Origin of the sequence: Actinotalea sp., from assembly GCF_041597215.1 — a bacterium.
Classification (GTDB): domain Bacteria; phylum Actinomycetota; class Actinomycetes; order Actinomycetales; family Cellulomonadaceae; genus Actinotalea.
Window position 1 is genome coordinate 1 of sequence record NZ_JBFHHB010000053.1, and the last position, 15,049, is coordinate 15,049.

Annotated in this window: 12 protein-coding genes and 1 pseudogene; 10 read left to right on the top strand and 3 right to left on the bottom strand. The window is 71.4% G+C overall.

Going from position 1 to position 15,049, the window contains the following annotated elements; all coding sequences use genetic code 11:
- On the bottom strand, positions 1 to 1,002 hold a 1,002-nt coding region (locus ABWK99_RS05720), incomplete at its 3' end, for a hypothetical protein (RefSeq protein WP_372593739.1).
- A gap of 225 nt (positions 1,003 to 1,227) precedes the next feature.
- On the opposite strand from ABWK99_RS05720, the gene ABWK99_RS05725 reads away from it, so the two are divergent.
- Both ABWK99_RS05725 and ABWK99_RS05730 read left to right on the top strand, forming a co-directional pair.
- Positions 1,228 to 2,730: an MFS transporter gene (locus ABWK99_RS05725; RefSeq protein WP_372593740.1), complete on the top strand. Its 1,503-nt coding sequence runs from the start codon at positions 1,228 to 1,230 to the stop codon at positions 2,728 to 2,730.
- A gap of 23 nt (positions 2,731 to 2,753) precedes the next feature.
- Positions 2,754 to 3,779 (top strand): alpha/beta hydrolase, encoded by a 1,026-nt coding sequence (locus ABWK99_RS05730; protein ID WP_372593741.1) that lies wholly within the window; start codon positions 2,754 to 2,756, stop codon positions 3,777 to 3,779.
- Here ABWK99_RS05730 and ABWK99_RS05735 read toward each other — a convergent pair.
- Positions 3,730 to 4,590 carry a glycerophosphodiester phosphodiesterase gene (locus ABWK99_RS05735; RefSeq protein WP_372593742.1) on the bottom strand — a complete coding sequence of 287 codons (861 nt, stop codon included), beginning with the start codon at positions 4,588 to 4,590 and terminating at the stop codon, positions 3,730 to 3,732. The genes ABWK99_RS05730 and ABWK99_RS05735 overlap by 50 nt on opposite strands.
- A 205-nt stretch (positions 4,591 to 4,795) precedes the next feature.
- Between ABWK99_RS05735 and ABWK99_RS05740 the strand changes: the two genes are divergently transcribed.
- The 8 genes from ABWK99_RS05740 (at position 4,796) to ABWK99_RS05775 (ending at position 14,905) form a co-directional block, all read left to right on the top strand.
- The gene (locus ABWK99_RS05740) at positions 4,796 to 6,079 is read left to right on the top strand and encodes an NAD(P)/FAD-dependent oxidoreductase (RefSeq protein WP_372593743.1); all 1,284 of its coding nucleotides are present in this window, start codon (positions 4,796 to 4,798) and stop codon (positions 6,077 to 6,079) included.
- Between the two features lie 24 nt (positions 6,080 to 6,103).
- Entirely contained in the window at positions 6,104 to 6,418 is a 315-nt protein-coding gene (locus tag ABWK99_RS05745; protein WP_372593744.1) for a TusE/DsrC/DsvC family sulfur relay protein, read from the top strand.
- 31 nt (positions 6,419 to 6,449) lie between these two features.
- Positions 6,450 to 6,953, top strand: a complete 504-nt coding sequence (locus ABWK99_RS05750) for a DsrE/DsrF/DrsH-like family protein (RefSeq protein ID WP_372593745.1) — start codon at positions 6,450 to 6,452, stop codon at positions 6,951 to 6,953.
- Positions 6,954 to 7,038: 85 nt separating this feature from the next.
- On the top strand, positions 7,039 to 7,452 hold the full coding sequence (locus ABWK99_RS05755) for a rhodanese-like domain-containing protein (protein ID WP_372593746.1): 414 nt from the start codon (positions 7,039 to 7,041) through the stop codon (positions 7,450 to 7,452).
- 106 nt (positions 7,453 to 7,558) lie between these two features.
- Positions 7,559 to 9,676, top strand: coding sequence for a glycogen debranching protein GlgX (glgX, locus tag ABWK99_RS05760; protein WP_372593747.1), 2,118 nt, complete (start codon positions 7,559 to 7,561; stop codon positions 9,674 to 9,676).
- A gap of 14 nt (positions 9,677 to 9,690) precedes the next feature.
- Entirely contained in the window at positions 9,691 to 12,270 is a 2,580-nt protein-coding gene (treY, locus tag ABWK99_RS05765; RefSeq protein ID WP_372593748.1) for a malto-oligosyltrehalose synthase, read from the top strand.
- Positions 12,267 to 14,054 (top strand): malto-oligosyltrehalose trehalohydrolase, encoded by a 1,788-nt coding sequence (treZ, locus tag ABWK99_RS05770; protein WP_372593749.1) that lies wholly within the window; start codon positions 12,267 to 12,269, stop codon positions 14,052 to 14,054. Before treY ends, treZ begins: the two co-directional genes overlap by 4 nt.
- Positions 14,051 to 14,905 carry a PPK2 family polyphosphate kinase gene (locus tag ABWK99_RS05775; RefSeq protein WP_372593750.1) on the top strand — a complete coding sequence of 285 codons (855 nt, stop codon included), beginning with the start codon at positions 14,051 to 14,053 and terminating at the stop codon, positions 14,903 to 14,905. The genes treZ and ABWK99_RS05775 overlap by 4 nt, the downstream gene beginning before the upstream one ends.
- A gap of 7 nt (positions 14,906 to 14,912) precedes the next feature.
- Here ABWK99_RS05775 and ABWK99_RS05780 read toward each other — a convergent pair.
- A pseudogene (locus ABWK99_RS05780) lies at positions 14,913 to 15,049 on the bottom strand (cell division protein ZapE); the annotation flags it as partial.

The window sequence follows — 15,049 nt, forward strand, 5'->3', positions numbered from 1 at the left end:
CGGCAGCCCGGTGAGCTCGTCGGTGAGCGAGAGGCGCATGGCCTCGGCGGCACCGCGCGCCTCGGCCAGCGCGAGCTGCATCCGCCAGCCGGTCAGGGCGAGCGTCAGGATGGCCAGCCCCACGACGAAGGAACCGAGCAGGTCGTCGGGTCGAAGGACGAGCGCGGCGACCGCGACGGCGGCTGCGCCCAGGAGCAGGTAGGGGCTCGTGCGCTGGCTCGTCAACGAGGCGTCGTCGCGGCGGCGCCGGGTGGCGGCCTCACCGAGGACGACGAAGCCGACGGCCCACAGGGCGTTCACGAGGAGGCTCGAGGTGTACGTCGGCCCGTTCGCTGCCGTCGCGAGGAAGTTGCTGTCGCCGATCGCGAGCAGGACGAAGCCCGCCATCAGCAGCCAGGTCCGCAGCGAGGACGCGCGGTTGCGCAGCACGACCTGCGCCAGCACGATCGCCGCGAGGACGAGGTTCACCAGCGGGAAGAGGACCGCGGCCGCGAGGGCCAGCGGGCTGCCCTCCAGGTCGGCGCTGACCGGCCGGACCAGGGTGAGGGTCGCGACGCAGACGGTCGCCCCCCAGGCGATACCCGCCTCGATCCAGACCGAGATCGACGTCGTCCTGCGCGGGACGTCCAGCAGCACGAACGCCGCGAGACCGAGGTAGGCGGCGAAGCAGAGCAGGTCGCCGGGCGCAGGGAAGTGGACCTCCGAGACGGCCTGGGTCGCGCTCGTGAGGGCTGCCCCGATCGCCCACACCACGAGGGAGGAGCCGAGCAGCGCGAGCGACGACCGGTCGTCCGGCCGCCGACGTGCGGCGAGCACGAGTCGCCACAGCAGGGTCGCGAAGAGCACCCCGGTGATCGCACCCACTGCGGTCCGGACCGCGGCGCTGGCCGAGCCACCCGGAAGGGCTGTGGTGAGGACGACCCCGACGACGATGACGGCCCACGGCACCCAGATGGTCTGTTCGAGCAACCCGCCGCGGCGTGCCGTGCGGCGCTTCTCCATCCGGGTGCACTCCTCTCGAGCCGTCGTGAGCCGTTCCGTCCTGAGTGACCCGGGCTTCCCGCGGCACACTCCCCTATCGTCCCCCGTCCTCGAGGTCTTGAGGGTTTCGGGGCGAGCAACCGGCAGGAGAGAGGGCCTCGGGTCACGATTGTGACAGGGTGCCAGCACTCTGTGCGACACCGGAACGGGTGACGCGCACGGCCCGCCGACCCGTAGCATGCGCCAGTGACCACTGCCGACGAGGGCGACGCACCGTCCCAGGGCTCGATCCCGGCGCCCCAGCACCGCGATGTCATCGGAGCCCTCGAGGACGAGGCAGGGGGCGCACGGCTCGTGCCTCCGGCCGATTCCCCGGACCCTGTCGACGTGCCCCCGCGCACGGTGCGCAGGCGGGTGGTGTCCTGGGCGTTGTGGGACTGGGGTTCTGCGGCGTTCAACGCCGTCATCACCACCTTCGTGTTCACGGTCTGGCTCACCTCCGACGCCTTCGTCGACCCCGCGATCACCGCCGCCGCGGCTCTCGAGGGGGATGCCGGGGGAAGCGCGACCGAGGCCCTGACCCGGGCGATCGACCAGCACTCGACCTGGCTCGGCTGGGGGCTCACGGCCGCGGGGCTCGTGATCGCCCTGCTCGCTCCCGTCGCGGGCGCACGGTCGGACGAGAGCGGTCGCCGCCGCCTGTGGCTCGGCGTGCACACGACGATCGTCGTGGCCCTGAGCGCCGCCATGTTCTTCGTGCGGCCCGATCCGGACGGGCTCACGCGGAACCTCGTGGTCGGCATCTTCCTGCTCGCCGCGGGCAACATCTTCTTCGAGCTGGCCTCGGTCAACTACAACGCCACGCTCGCCCAGGTCTCGAACCCGTCGAACGTCGGGCGGGTCAGCGGCCTCGGCTGGGGCGCCGGCTACCTGGGCGGGATCGTGCTCCTGCTCGTGCTCTTCGTCGGGTTCATCAACCCGGACGTCGGGTGGTTCGGCGTGACCGGCGAGGACGGGATGAACATCCGGGTCTCGATGCTCGTCGCGGCGCTGTGGTTCGGCGGCTTCGCGATCCCGGTGCTGGTGGCCGTCCCCGAGAACCCGGCGTCGACCGGTCGCGAGGCCGTGAGCCTGCGCGGGGCGTACCGTCGGCTCTTCGCCGACATCTCCGCCCTGTGGCGCAACTCGCGGGACACCCTGGCCTTCCTCGCGGCCAGCGCCGTGTACCGCGACGGGCTCGCCGGGGTCTTCACCTTCGGCGCTGTCATCGCCGCCGGGACGTTCGGGTTCTCCACGAGCGAGGTCATCGTCTTCGCGATCGCGGCCAACCTCGTCGCCGGTTCCGCGACGATCCTGTCCGGCTGGCTCGACGATCGGATCGGTGCCAAGCGCGTCGTCATCGGGTCGCTCGTCGGCCTCCTCGTCGCCGGGACCGGGGTGTTCCTCGGGCACGAGGGCGGTGCCGTCGTCTTCTGGACCTTCGGGCTCGCGCTCAGCGCGTTCGTCGGCCCCGCGCAGTCGGCGAGCAGGACCCTGCTGGCCCGCATCATCCCCGAGGGACGCGAGAGCGAGATCTTCGGCCTCTACGCGACCACCGGACGTGCGGCGAGCTTCATGGCGCCCCTGGCCTGGTCGACGTTCATCTCCGTCGGAGGCTCCCAGCACTGGGGGATCATGGGGATCATCCTGGTGGTCGCCATCGGGCTCGGACTCCTCATCCCCGTCCGCTCGGCGCGCGCGACGCTCTGATGACGACGTGGTACCCCGATGCCATGGGCACGGGATGGCAGGCGACGGAGATCCCTCTCGGGGAGGACGAGGAGGGCCCGCTCGTCGCGACGCTCGTGCGCGCCGACCCGGACGATCCGCGCGTCGCGGATCGTCGCCGTGCCGCGGCCGACCGGACCACCGCGCGCTCGCCTGCCGTGCTGTACGTCCACGGGTACAACGACTACTTCTTCCAGGCGCATCTGGCGGAGGCGTGGGAGGAGCACGGGTACACCTTCTACGCGCTCGACCTGCGTCGCTGCGGGCGCTCGATCCGCCCGTGGCAGACCCCGCACTTCACCACGCGGCTCAGCGAGTACGCGGCGGAGCTCGGAGTGGCGACCACCCTGCTCACCGAGGAGCTTCGTCATGATCGCCTGGTCGTGAACGGCCACTCCACGGGCGGGCTGACCACGAGTCTGTGGCTCTCCGAGGGACGGGACGAGGGCCGCGTCGCCGCCCTCGTCCTGACCAGCCCGTGGTTCGACCTGAACGCGAGCTGGTTCCACCGGGTCCCGGCGACGCGACTCCTCGACCGCGCGCCGATCGACCCCCGACGGATCGTCGAGGACAGCCCTTCGCCCTACTCCTGGCACCTGCACGCCGATCACGGCGGCAGGTGGACCTATGACCGCGACCTCAAGCCCCCCGAGGGCTTCCCGGTCCGTGCGGGCTGGTTGCGCGCGATCCGCCGGGGCCACGCGCAGCTGGCCACCGGGCTCGGCATCGAGCTCCCGACGCTCGTCTGCACCGCCGATGCGAGCGGCCCCAACACCTGGGACAACCCGGACCTCGACGCCCAGGACACGATTCTCGACGTCGATCAGATCGCGGCCCGCGCACCGCGGGTCGGGCCCGACGTGACCCTCGTGCGGATCGCGGGCGGCGTGCACGACCTCTCCCTCTCGGCACCCGGTCCGCGAGCGGAGTTCTTCTCGACCGTCTTCTCGTGGCTCGCGCGGCGGCTGGACGGTCGGGACGTCATTCCCGGACCGGGGCACCCGGTCGGGTCGACCGACGGAGCTCGCTGAGGATCGCCGCCGGTTCGTTGGTCGTCACCTCGTCGACCCCGGCCCGGCGACAGCGGTCGAGGTCGGCCAGGGTGTCGACGGTCCACACCCGGAGGACGATCCCGTTCTCGCGCCAGGTGGCGACCCGGGCCGGATGGGCGGAGAGGTACGCGACCGAGGGCCCGACTCCTCCGACGGCCCCGGCGTCGGCCAGGGCCACCGCCTCACCGCGGAGCACCTCCGCCCCCGGTAGTGGCGGCTCCGCGGCCTCCTGGGCCGGGCTCGGCGCCTCCTCCTCGTCGACCAGGGGCATGAGGTGCTCGGCCGGGACCGAGCGGTGCAGGTGGATCAGCGACCCCGGATGGAAGCTCATCAGGCTGACCTCGAGCGCCCCGGGCTCCCCCGGCCGCCAGCCGGCCCGCTCGAGCACGTCCAGGACGGCGTCCTCCGCGGCCCAGCCGTAGGGCACCGGGTGCTTGAGCTCGATCGCGAGCAGGATCGGACGTCCCGCTCCGAGCGCCAGCCCCACGAGCTCCTCGAGGGTGAGCACCGCCGGTCCGTCCCACGGCTCGCCACGGGGGGCGACGGCTCCGCGCATCACGTCGAGGGCCCGGAGCTCCTCGAGAGTGTGGTCGTGGACCGGACCCGCACCGTCGGAGGTGCGGTCCACCGTGAGGTCGTGCCAGCACACCGGCACCCCGTCCGCCGTGAGCCGGACGTCGCACTCGAGCCCGTCGGCCCCGTCGCCCAGGGCCTGGACGTAGGCCGCGCGGGTGTGCTCCGGCCAGCGGTGGCTGGACCCGCGATGGGCGATCACCCGCATCGGACTCATCCCCCGACGCTAGTCGCCAGAACCCCTTCGCGAGCACGGGGAACCTGCGATGATGCACGAGAGCGGCCCCCGTGGACATACCCCATGGCGTATGCGACCTACGTCCCTGGCCCGGGTTTTACCCGGCCCCTAGCGTGGGAGAACGACGTCGGCGACGACGTCCGCGGCCCGCCCACGCGGCCGCCCTGGACGAAGGAGTTCAACGATGCGCCACCTCGTGGTCCTCGGAGCCGGCACGGCCGGCACCATGGTCGTCAACAAGCTGCGTCCCAAGCTCGGGGCCGATTGGGCGATCACGATCGTCGACCCGTCCGACCTGCACTACTACCAGCCGGGGTTCCTCTTCCTCCCGTTCGGGACCTACGCGGCCCGCGACGTGGTCAAGCCGATGCAGCACGTCCTGGCGAAGGGGATCGACCTCGTCAAGGCCGCCGTGGACCGCGTCGACGCGGAGAACCGCACGGTGCACCTGGAGGACGGGAGCTCGCTCGACTACGACTACCTGGTCATCGCGACCGGCACGACCCCCCGGCCGGACCAGACGCCGGGGATGGCCGAGGCGATGGGCACGAACGTCCACGAGTTCTACACCTACGACGGCGCCATGGCCCTGCGCAAGGCGTTGGAGACCTTCCGCGCGGGTCGGCTCGTCCTGCACATCACCGAGATGCCGATCAAGTGCCCGGTCGCACCCCTCGAGTTCGCCTTCCTCGCCGACTCCTTCTTCACCGAGAAGGGCGTGCGCGACAAGGTCGAGCTCACCTATGTCACACCGCTTCCCGGCGCCTTCACCAAGCCGGTGTCGGCCAAGGCCTTCGGCGACGCCTTGACGCAGAAGGGCATCGAGCTCGAGCCCGACTTCGTCGTCGAGCACGTGGACGGGGACGCGGGCACGCTGGTCTCCTACGACGAGCGCGAGGTGCCGTTCGACCTGCTCGTGACGATCCCGCTCAACATGGGCGCCGACTACGTCGGCCGTTCCGGCTTCGGCGACGACCTCAACTACGTGCCCGTCGACCGGCAGACGCTGCTGTCCACCTTCTCCGACCGGGTGTTCGCCGTCGGCGACGCGAACAACATCCCCGCGTCCAAGGCGGGAGCCGTCGCGCACTTCGCCGTCGACGGCTTCGTGCCGAACTTCCTCGCCCACATCGAGGGCAAGCCGATGACGCACCTCTTCGACGGCCACGCGAACTGCTTCATCGAGTCGGGTCACGGCAAGGCGCTGCTCATCGACTTCAACTACGACACCGAGCCGCTGACGGGTGTGTACCCCTACGCGAAGGTCGGGCCGCTCTCCCTGCTCAAGGAGACCCGCCTGAACCACATCGGCAAGCTCGCCTTCCGGTGGATCTACTGGCACATCCTCATGCCGGGCCGCCACCTGCCGGTCCCGATCGCGATGTCCATGGCGGGGAAGACGCCCGCCGGGACGAGCGAGTCGTCCGCCGACACCGACACCGACGCAGCACCCATCCCGAGCTTCTGACCCATCGACCGACAGGAGAGGCACATGCCCACCACCACGATCGACGGCCGCGAGGTCCACGTCGACGCCGAAGGATTCATGACGGAACCGGCCGAGTGGGACGAGGCGATCGCGGCCGTCCTCGCCGGCAACATCGGGATCGAGCTGACCGAGGCGCACTGGAAGCTGCTGCGATTCCTCCGCGAGGACTTCGCGAAGCAGGGCGAGACCGCGACGACACGCCGGGTGCAGACCGTCGGTGGGGTCCCCACGAAGGAGCAGTTCGCGCTCTTCCCGAAGAAGCCGGCCAAGAAGATGGCCTACATCGCCGGGCTGCCCAAGCCCAAGGGCTGCGTCTGACCCCCTGCACGACAACCTGAGAGGACCGCTCATGACCGACCAGCCCATCATCCCGTCCTTCGACACCGACGACGCAGGCGGGCGCAAGCTCGCGATCATCTGCTCCAAGGGCAACCTGGACATGGCCTACCCGGGACTCATCCTGGGCAATGCCGCGCTCGGCGAGGGCGTCGAGGTGCACATGTTCTTCACCTTCTGGGGCTTCGACATGATCACCAAGTCCCGGATGAACGACCTCAAGTTCACTCCCGTGGGGAACACCGCGACGCACATGCCGATGGGCCTGACCCCGATGCCGGGCATGACGACGATGGCGACGAAGCAGATGAAGAAGACCCTCGAGGACCTCGACATCCCGAACGTGCCCGACTTCCTCGAGCAGATCGTCGCCTCGGGCGGCCACCTGTGGGCCTGCCGCCTGTCGGCCGACATGAACAAGCTCACCGACGCGGACCTCTACGACGAGGTCGAGGGCATCATCAGCGCCTCGGACTTCATCGAGATGACCGAGGGCGCACAGCTCCTCTTCATCTGAGCACCCAGGTCGCACAGGGCGCGAACGGGTCGTGGCGGTCACCGTCACGACCCGTTCGCATACCCCCTGGGGTATAGTTCCGCGCATGATGCGACCCACCTTCCTCCGCTCCCTCGCCGCCCTGCTGCTCGCCGCGGCCGTCGCGGTCGGCGCCGCCGGGTGCACCGCGACCTCCGAGGACACGGCCACCGGTCTGGATGCCGCGGCCTTCGGCGAGCGAGTGAGCACGGACGGCGTCGTGACGATCGACGTCCGCACCCCAGCCGAGTACGCCGAGGGCCACCTGCCGGACGCGCTCAACATCGACGTGGAGTCCGGCGACTTCGCGCAGCAGATCGACGGGCTCGACCGCGACGTCCCCTACGCCCTGTACTGCAGGTCCGGGAACCGGTCCGCGCAGGCCCTCGCCCAGATGCAGGCCGCGGGCTTCACCGATGTCGCGCACCTGCTCGGTGGCATCGGCGCCTGGCAGGCCGCCGGAGGCACCGTCGTCAGGTGACGCCGTGCCCGGGCACCCGCGTCACGCGGCCCCTGGGCACCGTGACGTCGGACACCTCCGGGGACCCCGGTACGCGAGCAGGGCGCGAGGCTGGCACTCTTGGCCCATGGAGACCTGGCCAGGCAAGCCTTACCCCCTCGGCGCGACCTTCGACGGAACGGGCACCAACTTCGCCCTGTTCTCCGAGATCGCGGAGCGCGTCGAGCTCTGTCTCATCTCGCCACGCGGGAAGGAGACCCGGATCGACCTCGAGGAGGTCGACGCGTACGTGTGGCACGTCTACCTGCCCGACGTGCTCCCCGGGCAGCGCTACGGGTTCCGGGTGCACGGGCCCTACGCACCGGAGCAGGGCCACCGCTGCGACCCGTCGAAGCTGCTCCTCGACCCCTACGCCAAGGCGATCGACGGTCAGGTCGACGGAGACCCGTCGCTGTTCTCCTACGACTTCGACGACCCCACCGCGCGCAACACGGCGAACTCGGCGGCGCACACGATGACGTCCGTCGTGATCAACCCCTTCTTCGACTGGGGTCACGACCGCCCGCCGAAGCGCGAGTACCACGAGAGCGTCATCTACGAGGCCCATGTCAAGGGCCTCACCGAACTGCACCCCGCCATCCCGCCTGCCCTGCGCGGGACCTACGCCGGGCTGGCGCACCCGGCGATCATCGAGCACCTCGTCGAGCTCGGGATCACCGCGATCGAGCTCATGCCCGTGCACCAGTTCGTCAACGACCCGACGCTGCAGTCCAAGGGCCTGTCGAACTACTGGGGCTACAACACGATCGGCTTCTTCGCCCCGCACAACGCCTACGCCTCGTCCGCCAAGCCTGGCCAGCAGGTCCAGGAGTTCAAGCAGATGGTCAAGGCGATGCACGACGCCGACATCGAGGTGATCCTCGACGTGGTCTACAACCACACGGCCGAGGGGAACCACCTGGGCCCGACCCTGTGCTTCCGCGGGATCGACAACGCTGCCTACTACCGCCTGGTCGACGAGGACCTCAGCCACTACTACGACACCACCGGCACCGGGAACTCGCTGCTCATGCGCCACCCGCACGTGCTCCAGCTGCTCATGGACTCGTTGCGCTACTGGGTCAACGAGATGCACGTCGACGGCTTCCGCTTCGACCTCGCCTCGACCCTCGCCCGGCAGTTCCACGAGGTCGACCGGCTCTCGGCCTTCTTCGACCTCGTCCAGCAGGACCCGGTGATCAGCCAGGTCAAGCTCATCGCCGAGCCGTGGGACGTCGGCGACGGCGGCTACCAGGTGGGCGGGTTCCCGCCGCTGTGGAGCGAGTGGAACGGTCAGTACCGCGACACCGTCCGTGACTTCTGGCGTGGGGAGCCCGCGACCCTCGGCGAGTTCGCCTCGCGACTGACGGGCTCCTCGGACCTGTACGCGCACACCGGCCGGCGGCCCATCGCCTCGATCAACTTCATCACCGCCCACGACGGCTTCACCCTGCGCGACCTGGTCTCGTACAACGAGAAGCACAACGACGCCAACGGCGAGGGCGGAGCCGACGGCGAGAGCCACAACCGGTCCTGGAACCACGGGGCCGAGGGGCCGACCTCCGACCCGGAGATCACCGAGCTCCGCTGGCGCCAGCAGCGCAACTTCCTCGCCACCTTGCTGCTGAGCCAGGGGGTGCCGATGATCTCCCACGGGGACGAGCTCGGCAGGACCCAGAAGGGCAACAACAACGGCTACTGCCAGGACAACGAGCTCAGCTGGGTGCACTGGGACCTCGGCCCGGACCAGGCCGCGCACCTCGAGCTCACCCGGGCTCTCGTACGCCTCCGGCGTGACCACCCCGTGCTTCGCCGTCGCCGGTTCTTCCACGGCACCGCGGACCACGGCGGGGAGTCGGACCTCGGCGACATCGCCTGGTTCACCACCTCCGGGGAGCACATGACCGACGAGGACTGGAGCAACGGCTACGCCCAGGCGATGCAGGTCTTCCTCAACGGCTCGGCGATCGCCGAGCCCGACTCGCGCGGAGAGCGCGTGCTCGACGACAGCTTCCTGCTGCTCTACAACGCCGCGGCGGAGCCCGTCGAGTTCACCCTTCCCTCCGAGGACTTCGGCGGCGCCTGGACCTGCGTCCTCGACACCGACCACACCCTCGACCGCGGAGCCGAGCTCGACGCAGGGGCCACGATCACCGTCACCGGCCGCAGCACGCTGGTGCTGACCCGACCGGACGTCGAGTCCTGACCGAAGGGCCTGCCATGACCACAGCTTCCGCCGACGCGCCCGAGGGCGCGGCCGACCGCGCCGAACGCTCCGGACCCGCACGCCGCAGAGTCGCCGAGGGCGCTCGGGTTCCCGTGTCGACCTACCGGCTCCAGCTCGGTCCTGACCTCGACCTGGACGCCGCAGCCGCGCAGGTTCCCTACCTGTCCCGGCTCGGGGTGACACATGTGTACCTCTCCCCCGTCCTCACCGCTGCTCCGGGGTCGACGCACGGGTACGACGTCGTCGACCACAGCTCGATCTCCGCAGCACTCGGCGGCCGCCCGGCGCTCGACCGGCTCTCCGCAGCGGTGCACGACGCGGGCATGGGTCTCGTGCTCGACGTGGTGCCCAACCACATGGCGGTCCCCACGCCCGCCTCGCACAACCACGCCCTGTGGTCCGTCCTGGCGCTGGGCCCCGACTCCCCGTACGCGCGATGGTTCGACGTCGACTGGTCCGCGGGGGAGGGCGCGCTTCTCATGCCCGTGCTGGGGAGCAGGATCGGTGCCGTCCTGGCACACGGCGAGCTCGTGGTCGAGGATCGGGTGCTCCCCGGCCAGGAGGAGCAGGGGACGCAGACGGTCCTGCGGTACTTCGACCACCTGTTCCCGGTGCGCGCCGGGACGGAGAGCCTGCCGATGGCGGACCTCGTGGCACGGCAGCACTACCGCCTCGCGTACTGGCGGGTCGCCGACGAGGAGCTCAACTACCGGCGCTTCTTCGACGTGGGTTCGCTCGCGGCGATCCGGGTCGAGGACCCGGAGGTCTTCGACGCGACCCACGCCCTGATCACCTCGCTCGTGGCGGACGGAACGGTGGACGGTCTGCGGATCGACCACCCGGACGGCCTGGCGGACCCGCAGGGCTACCTCGACCGACTGGCCGCCGCGACCGACGGCGCCTGGGTGGCCGTGGAGAAGATCCTCGCCCCGGCGGAGGAGCTCCCCGACGACTGGGCCACCGCGGGAACCACGGGCTACGACGCGCTGTGGCGCATCCAGCAGGTCTTCGTCGACCCGGCGGGTCAGGGTGAGCTGGGCTCGGTGCTGCACCGACTCACCGGGGACGCCCCGGACGCCCTCCCGGGGCTCGTCGAGGAGGCCAAGCGGCAGATCGTGGCCGGTCCCCTGTACACCGAGGTCGCCCGGCTGACCGACCTCGCCGCGGACATCTGCCACGACGACGTGCGGCTGCGCGACCACACCCGACGTTCCCTGAACGACTGCCTCTCCGAGTTGCTCGTCGCGGCAGACCGCTACCGCTACTACGTGGTCCCCGGCTCGCCCGTGCACCCCGAGGTCCGCGCAGCGTTCGACCACGCCGTGCAGATCGCGCGCACCCGCCTGGAGGAGGACCGCTCGGAGACCCTCGACCTGCTCGCCGAGATGCTCATGGGCAAGGAGATCGGCTCGGCCGGTCGCACCGGCGAGGCACGCAGGGGCGAGCTCATGGTGCGCTTCCAGCAGGCCTGCGGCGCCGTGACGGCCAAGGGCGTCGAGGACACCGCCTTCTACCGCTGGACGCTGCTCACCGGGCTGTGCGAGGTCGGCGGTGCCCCCGAGCGGTTCGCCATCTCCCCTGACGAGCTGCACGCCTGGGCCGTCCGCGCCCAGCAGAACGCCCCACTCGCCATGACCACGGGCTCGACCCACGACACCAAGCGCAGCGAGGACGTCCGCGCTCGCCTCGGCGTCCTGTCCGAGCTGCCGACGGCATGGAGCGAGCTCGTCGAGGCCGTCCGCGCCGCGACCGCGGACCTGCGCCCCGCCACGCTCGACGGGCGCACCGAGCAGCTGCTCTGGCAGACGCTCGCGGGGACCTGGGACGGCGGGCCGCTCGCCGAGGAGCGCCTCGTCGGGTACCTCACCAAGGCCATGCGCGAGGCCAAGGACCACACGAGCTGGACGGGCCCCGACGCCGACTACGAGGACGACGTCCTCGGCTTCGCGCGGGCCGTCCTGGTCCACCCGGGGGTCCATATCCTGCTGAGCGACTGGGACGACCGCGCAAGGGTCGCGACCCGGGCCGCGACCCTCGGCACGAAGCTCGTCCAGCTGACCTTCCCCGGGGTGGCGGACGTCTACCAGGGCACCGAGTCCCTCGCGCTCGCCCTCGTCGACCCGGACAACCGGCGGCCCGTCGACGTCGGCGGCCTCGACCGCCGGCTCGCCGAGCTCGACGCCGGTCACTCGCCCGTCGGGCTCGGGGCCGAGAAGCTCCTGGTGACCTCCCGGGCGCTGCGCGTACGGCGTGAGCACCCGGACGCCTTCGTCGGCCGCGAGGCCGGCTACCGACCGCTCCCCTGCTCGACGGGCTCCGCCCTCGCCTTCGCACGGACGTCCGCCGGAGAGCCGGTCGCGATCACGGTCGCCACCCGCCTCGCCGCGGGCCTCGAGCGGCTCGGGGGCTGGGGCACCCACAGCGTCGTGCTGCCCGAGGGGACCTGGGTCGACTCGCTCACCGGCCGGGAGCAGCCGGGTGGCGTGGTCGGCCTCAGCGAGCTGCTGGAGGACTACCCCGTCGCCCTGCTCGTGCGAACCCGTCCCGCCGGCACCGAGGCGGTCGCGGGATGAGCGGGGCGGAGTCGTCGCCGACCGCCGTGGGGCACGCGAGGGTCTGGGCACCCGAGGCGCGCACGGTCGACCTGCACACGGACCGGGTCGAACCCATGCGGCCCGTCGGCGGTGGCTGGTGGGAGGCGGACTCCCCGCTGCACGACGGGTCCGACTACGCCTTCTCGGTCGACGGCGGACCGCCTCGGCCCGATCCGCGCAGCCCGTGGCAGCCGCACGGCGTGCACGGGCCGAGCAGGGCCTTCGACACGGGCCGCCACCGGTGGACGGACGAGGGCTGGGCAGGCGTCGACAGCCGCGGCGCGGTCACCTACGAGCTGCACGTGGGGACCTTCACCCCCGCGGGGACCCTCGACGCGGCCATCGAGCACCTCGAGCACCTCGCCGACCTCGGGGTGGACCTGGTCGAGCTCATGCCGCTCGCCGCCTTCCCCGGCAGGCACGGCTGGGGCTACGACGGAGTCGCCCTCTGGGCGGTTCACGAGGCCTACGGCGGCCCCGCGGCGCTCCAGCGCTTCGTGGACGCCGCGCACCACCACGGCCTCGGGGTCTGCCTCGACGTCGTCTACAACCACCTCGGACCGTCCGGCAACTACCTCGCGACCTTCGGTCCGTACTTCACCGACACGCACCACACCCCCTGGGGCTCGGCGGTGAACCTCGACGCGTCCGGGAGCGCCGAGGTGCGCGCCTTCATCGTCGAGAACGCCCTGCGGTGGTTCGCCGAGTTCCACGTCGACGCACTGCGCCTCGACGCCGTCCACGCGCTGGCCGACGACTCGCCACGGCACCTGCTCGCGGAGCTCTCCGACACCGTCGCCGAGCTGTCGACCCGACTCGGCCGTCCGTTGAGCCTCGTCGCCGAGTCGGACGAGAACGACGCGCGGACCGTGCAGCCGACGGCCGAGGGCGGCCTCGGGATGACCGGCCAGTGGGCGGACGACGTCCACCACGCGCTGCACGCCTGGCTGACCGGTGAACGGCACGGCTACTACGTGGACTTCGGCCCGGTGGAGGTGCTCGCGCACGCGCTGACCCGGGTCTTCGTGCACGAGGGCGGTCCCTCGACCTTCCGTGGTGTGCCCTGGGGCGCCCCGGTACCGCGCGACACCGATGCACGGCGCTTCGTGGTCTTCGCCGCGAACCACGACCAGATCGGCAACCGCGCCGTGGGCGACCGGCCGGCGAGCAGGGTTCCCGACGGGGTCCTGGCGGCCGGCGCTGCCGTCGTCCTCCTCTCCCCGTTCAGCCCGATGCTCTTCATGGGCGACGAGTGGGGCACCCGGCGCCCCTTCCCCTTCTTCAGCGACCACCAGGAGCCGGAGCTCGCCGAGGCGATCCGGGTCGGGCGGACGGCGGAGTTCGCCGGCCACGGCTGGGCCGAGCTGTACGGCGGGGAGCCGGAGGTACCCGATCCGCAGGCCCCCGGGACCGTCGAGAGCGCCCGCCTCGACTGGTCGGAGCCCGCTGCGCCGACGCATGCACGGATGCTCGCCTGGCACCGCACGCTCATCGCCCTGCGCCGGGTCCTGCCGGGAGTGCTGGACGGGGACCTGGACGCGACGCAGGTCGAGCACGACTCCTCCGGCAGCTGGATCCTCGTGCGCCGCCCGGGGATGGTCCTGGTCGCGAGCATCGCCGACGGGCCCGTGACGGTCCCGCTCGCCGGGGCCGACTCCACGACGGTCCTGGCATCCTGGGAACCGATCAGCCGGACCGCCGCGACGATCACCCTTCCGGGCGCCGGCGCGGTGGTGCTCACCGCGACGAGGGAGCGATCATGACAGCAGGCCGCTGGGACGAGCCCGCGCACGAGGCCCTGCGGGTCCGTGCGGGTACGCGGCTCGCCGATCTCGACCCCGGATCGACCCCGGGCTGGGACAAGAGCCGCGAGACGGGTGAGCAGCGCCTGGTCGACCAGGGCGAACGGCTGTCCGAGCTCCAGGAACGACTGTTCGCCGACGGACGATCCGGTGGGACCCGGTCGGTGCTGCTCGTCCTGCAGGGCCTGGACACGGCGGGCAAGGGCGGGATCGTGCGTCACGTGATCGGGATGGTCGACCCGCAGGGCGTGGCGCTGCGCTCCTTCGGCGTGCCGACGCCCGAGGAGCGCGAGCACGACTACCTCTGGCGGATCCGCAAGGCCCTTCCCGGGCCGGGGAAGATCGGCGTCTTCGACCGCTCGCACTACGAGGACGTGCTGGTCGTGCGCGTCGAGGAGCTCGTGCCCCGCGCGGTCTGGGAGACCCGCTACGACGAGATCAACGCCTTCGAGGCGGAGGTCGCCGCCGCCGGGACGACGATCGTCAAGGTCGCCCTCGTCGTCTCCCAGGACGAGCAGAAGGAGCGACTGCGCGAACGGCTCGAGCGGCCGGAGAAGTACTGGAAGTACAACCCCGGCGACCTGGACGTCCGCGCGAAGTGGCCCGCGTACCTCGAGGCCTACCAGGCGGTGCTGGACCGCACCTCGACGGATCTCGCGCCCTGGTACCTCGTCCCCGCCGACCGGAAGTGGTACGCGCGGCTCGCGGTCACCGAGCTGCTGCGCGAGGCGCTGGACGGCCTCGAGCTCGGCTGGCCGGCCGCCGACTTCGACGTCGAGGCCGAGAAGCGCCGGCTCGACTCGATGCCCTGAGCTGCCGTCAGCCCGTCACGGAGCGCCCTGGCGCTCCCGCGTCCTCGGCCAAGGCCGTGAGCCGCGACAGGGCGCGCAGGTACTTCTTGCGGTACCCCCCGGCGAGCATCGTCGGGGGGAACAGCCCGGTGGTGCCGGTACCCC

Coding starts and splice junctions, on each gene's coding strand:
- treZ (WP_372593749.1), top strand. CDS start 12,267: ATGAGCGGGGCGGAGTCGTCGCCGACCGCCGTGGGGCACGCGAGGGTC.
- ABWK99_RS05750 (WP_372593745.1), top strand. CDS start 6,450: ATGACCGACCAGCCCATCATCCCGTCCTTCGACACCGACGACGCAGGC.
- ABWK99_RS05735 (WP_372593742.1), bottom strand. CDS start 4,590: ATGAGTCCGATGCGGGTGATCGCCCATCGCGGGTCCAGCCACCGCTGG.
- treY (WP_372593748.1), top strand. CDS start 9,691: ATGACCACAGCTTCCGCCGACGCGCCCGAGGGCGCGGCCGACCGCGCC.
- ABWK99_RS05745 (WP_372593744.1), top strand. CDS start 6,104: ATGCCCACCACCACGATCGACGGCCGCGAGGTCCACGTCGACGCCGAA.
- ABWK99_RS05740 (WP_372593743.1), top strand. CDS start 4,796: ATGCGCCACCTCGTGGTCCTCGGAGCCGGCACGGCCGGCACCATGGTC.
- ABWK99_RS05755 (WP_372593746.1), top strand. CDS start 7,039: ATGATGCGACCCACCTTCCTCCGCTCCCTCGCCGCCCTGCTGCTCGCC.
- ABWK99_RS05730 (WP_372593741.1), top strand. CDS start 2,754: ATGGGCACGGGATGGCAGGCGACGGAGATCCCTCTCGGGGAGGACGAG.
- ABWK99_RS05775 (WP_372593750.1), top strand. CDS start 14,051: ATGACAGCAGGCCGCTGGGACGAGCCCGCGCACGAGGCCCTGCGGGTC.
- glgX (WP_372593747.1), top strand. CDS start 7,559: ATGGAGACCTGGCCAGGCAAGCCTTACCCCCTCGGCGCGACCTTCGAC.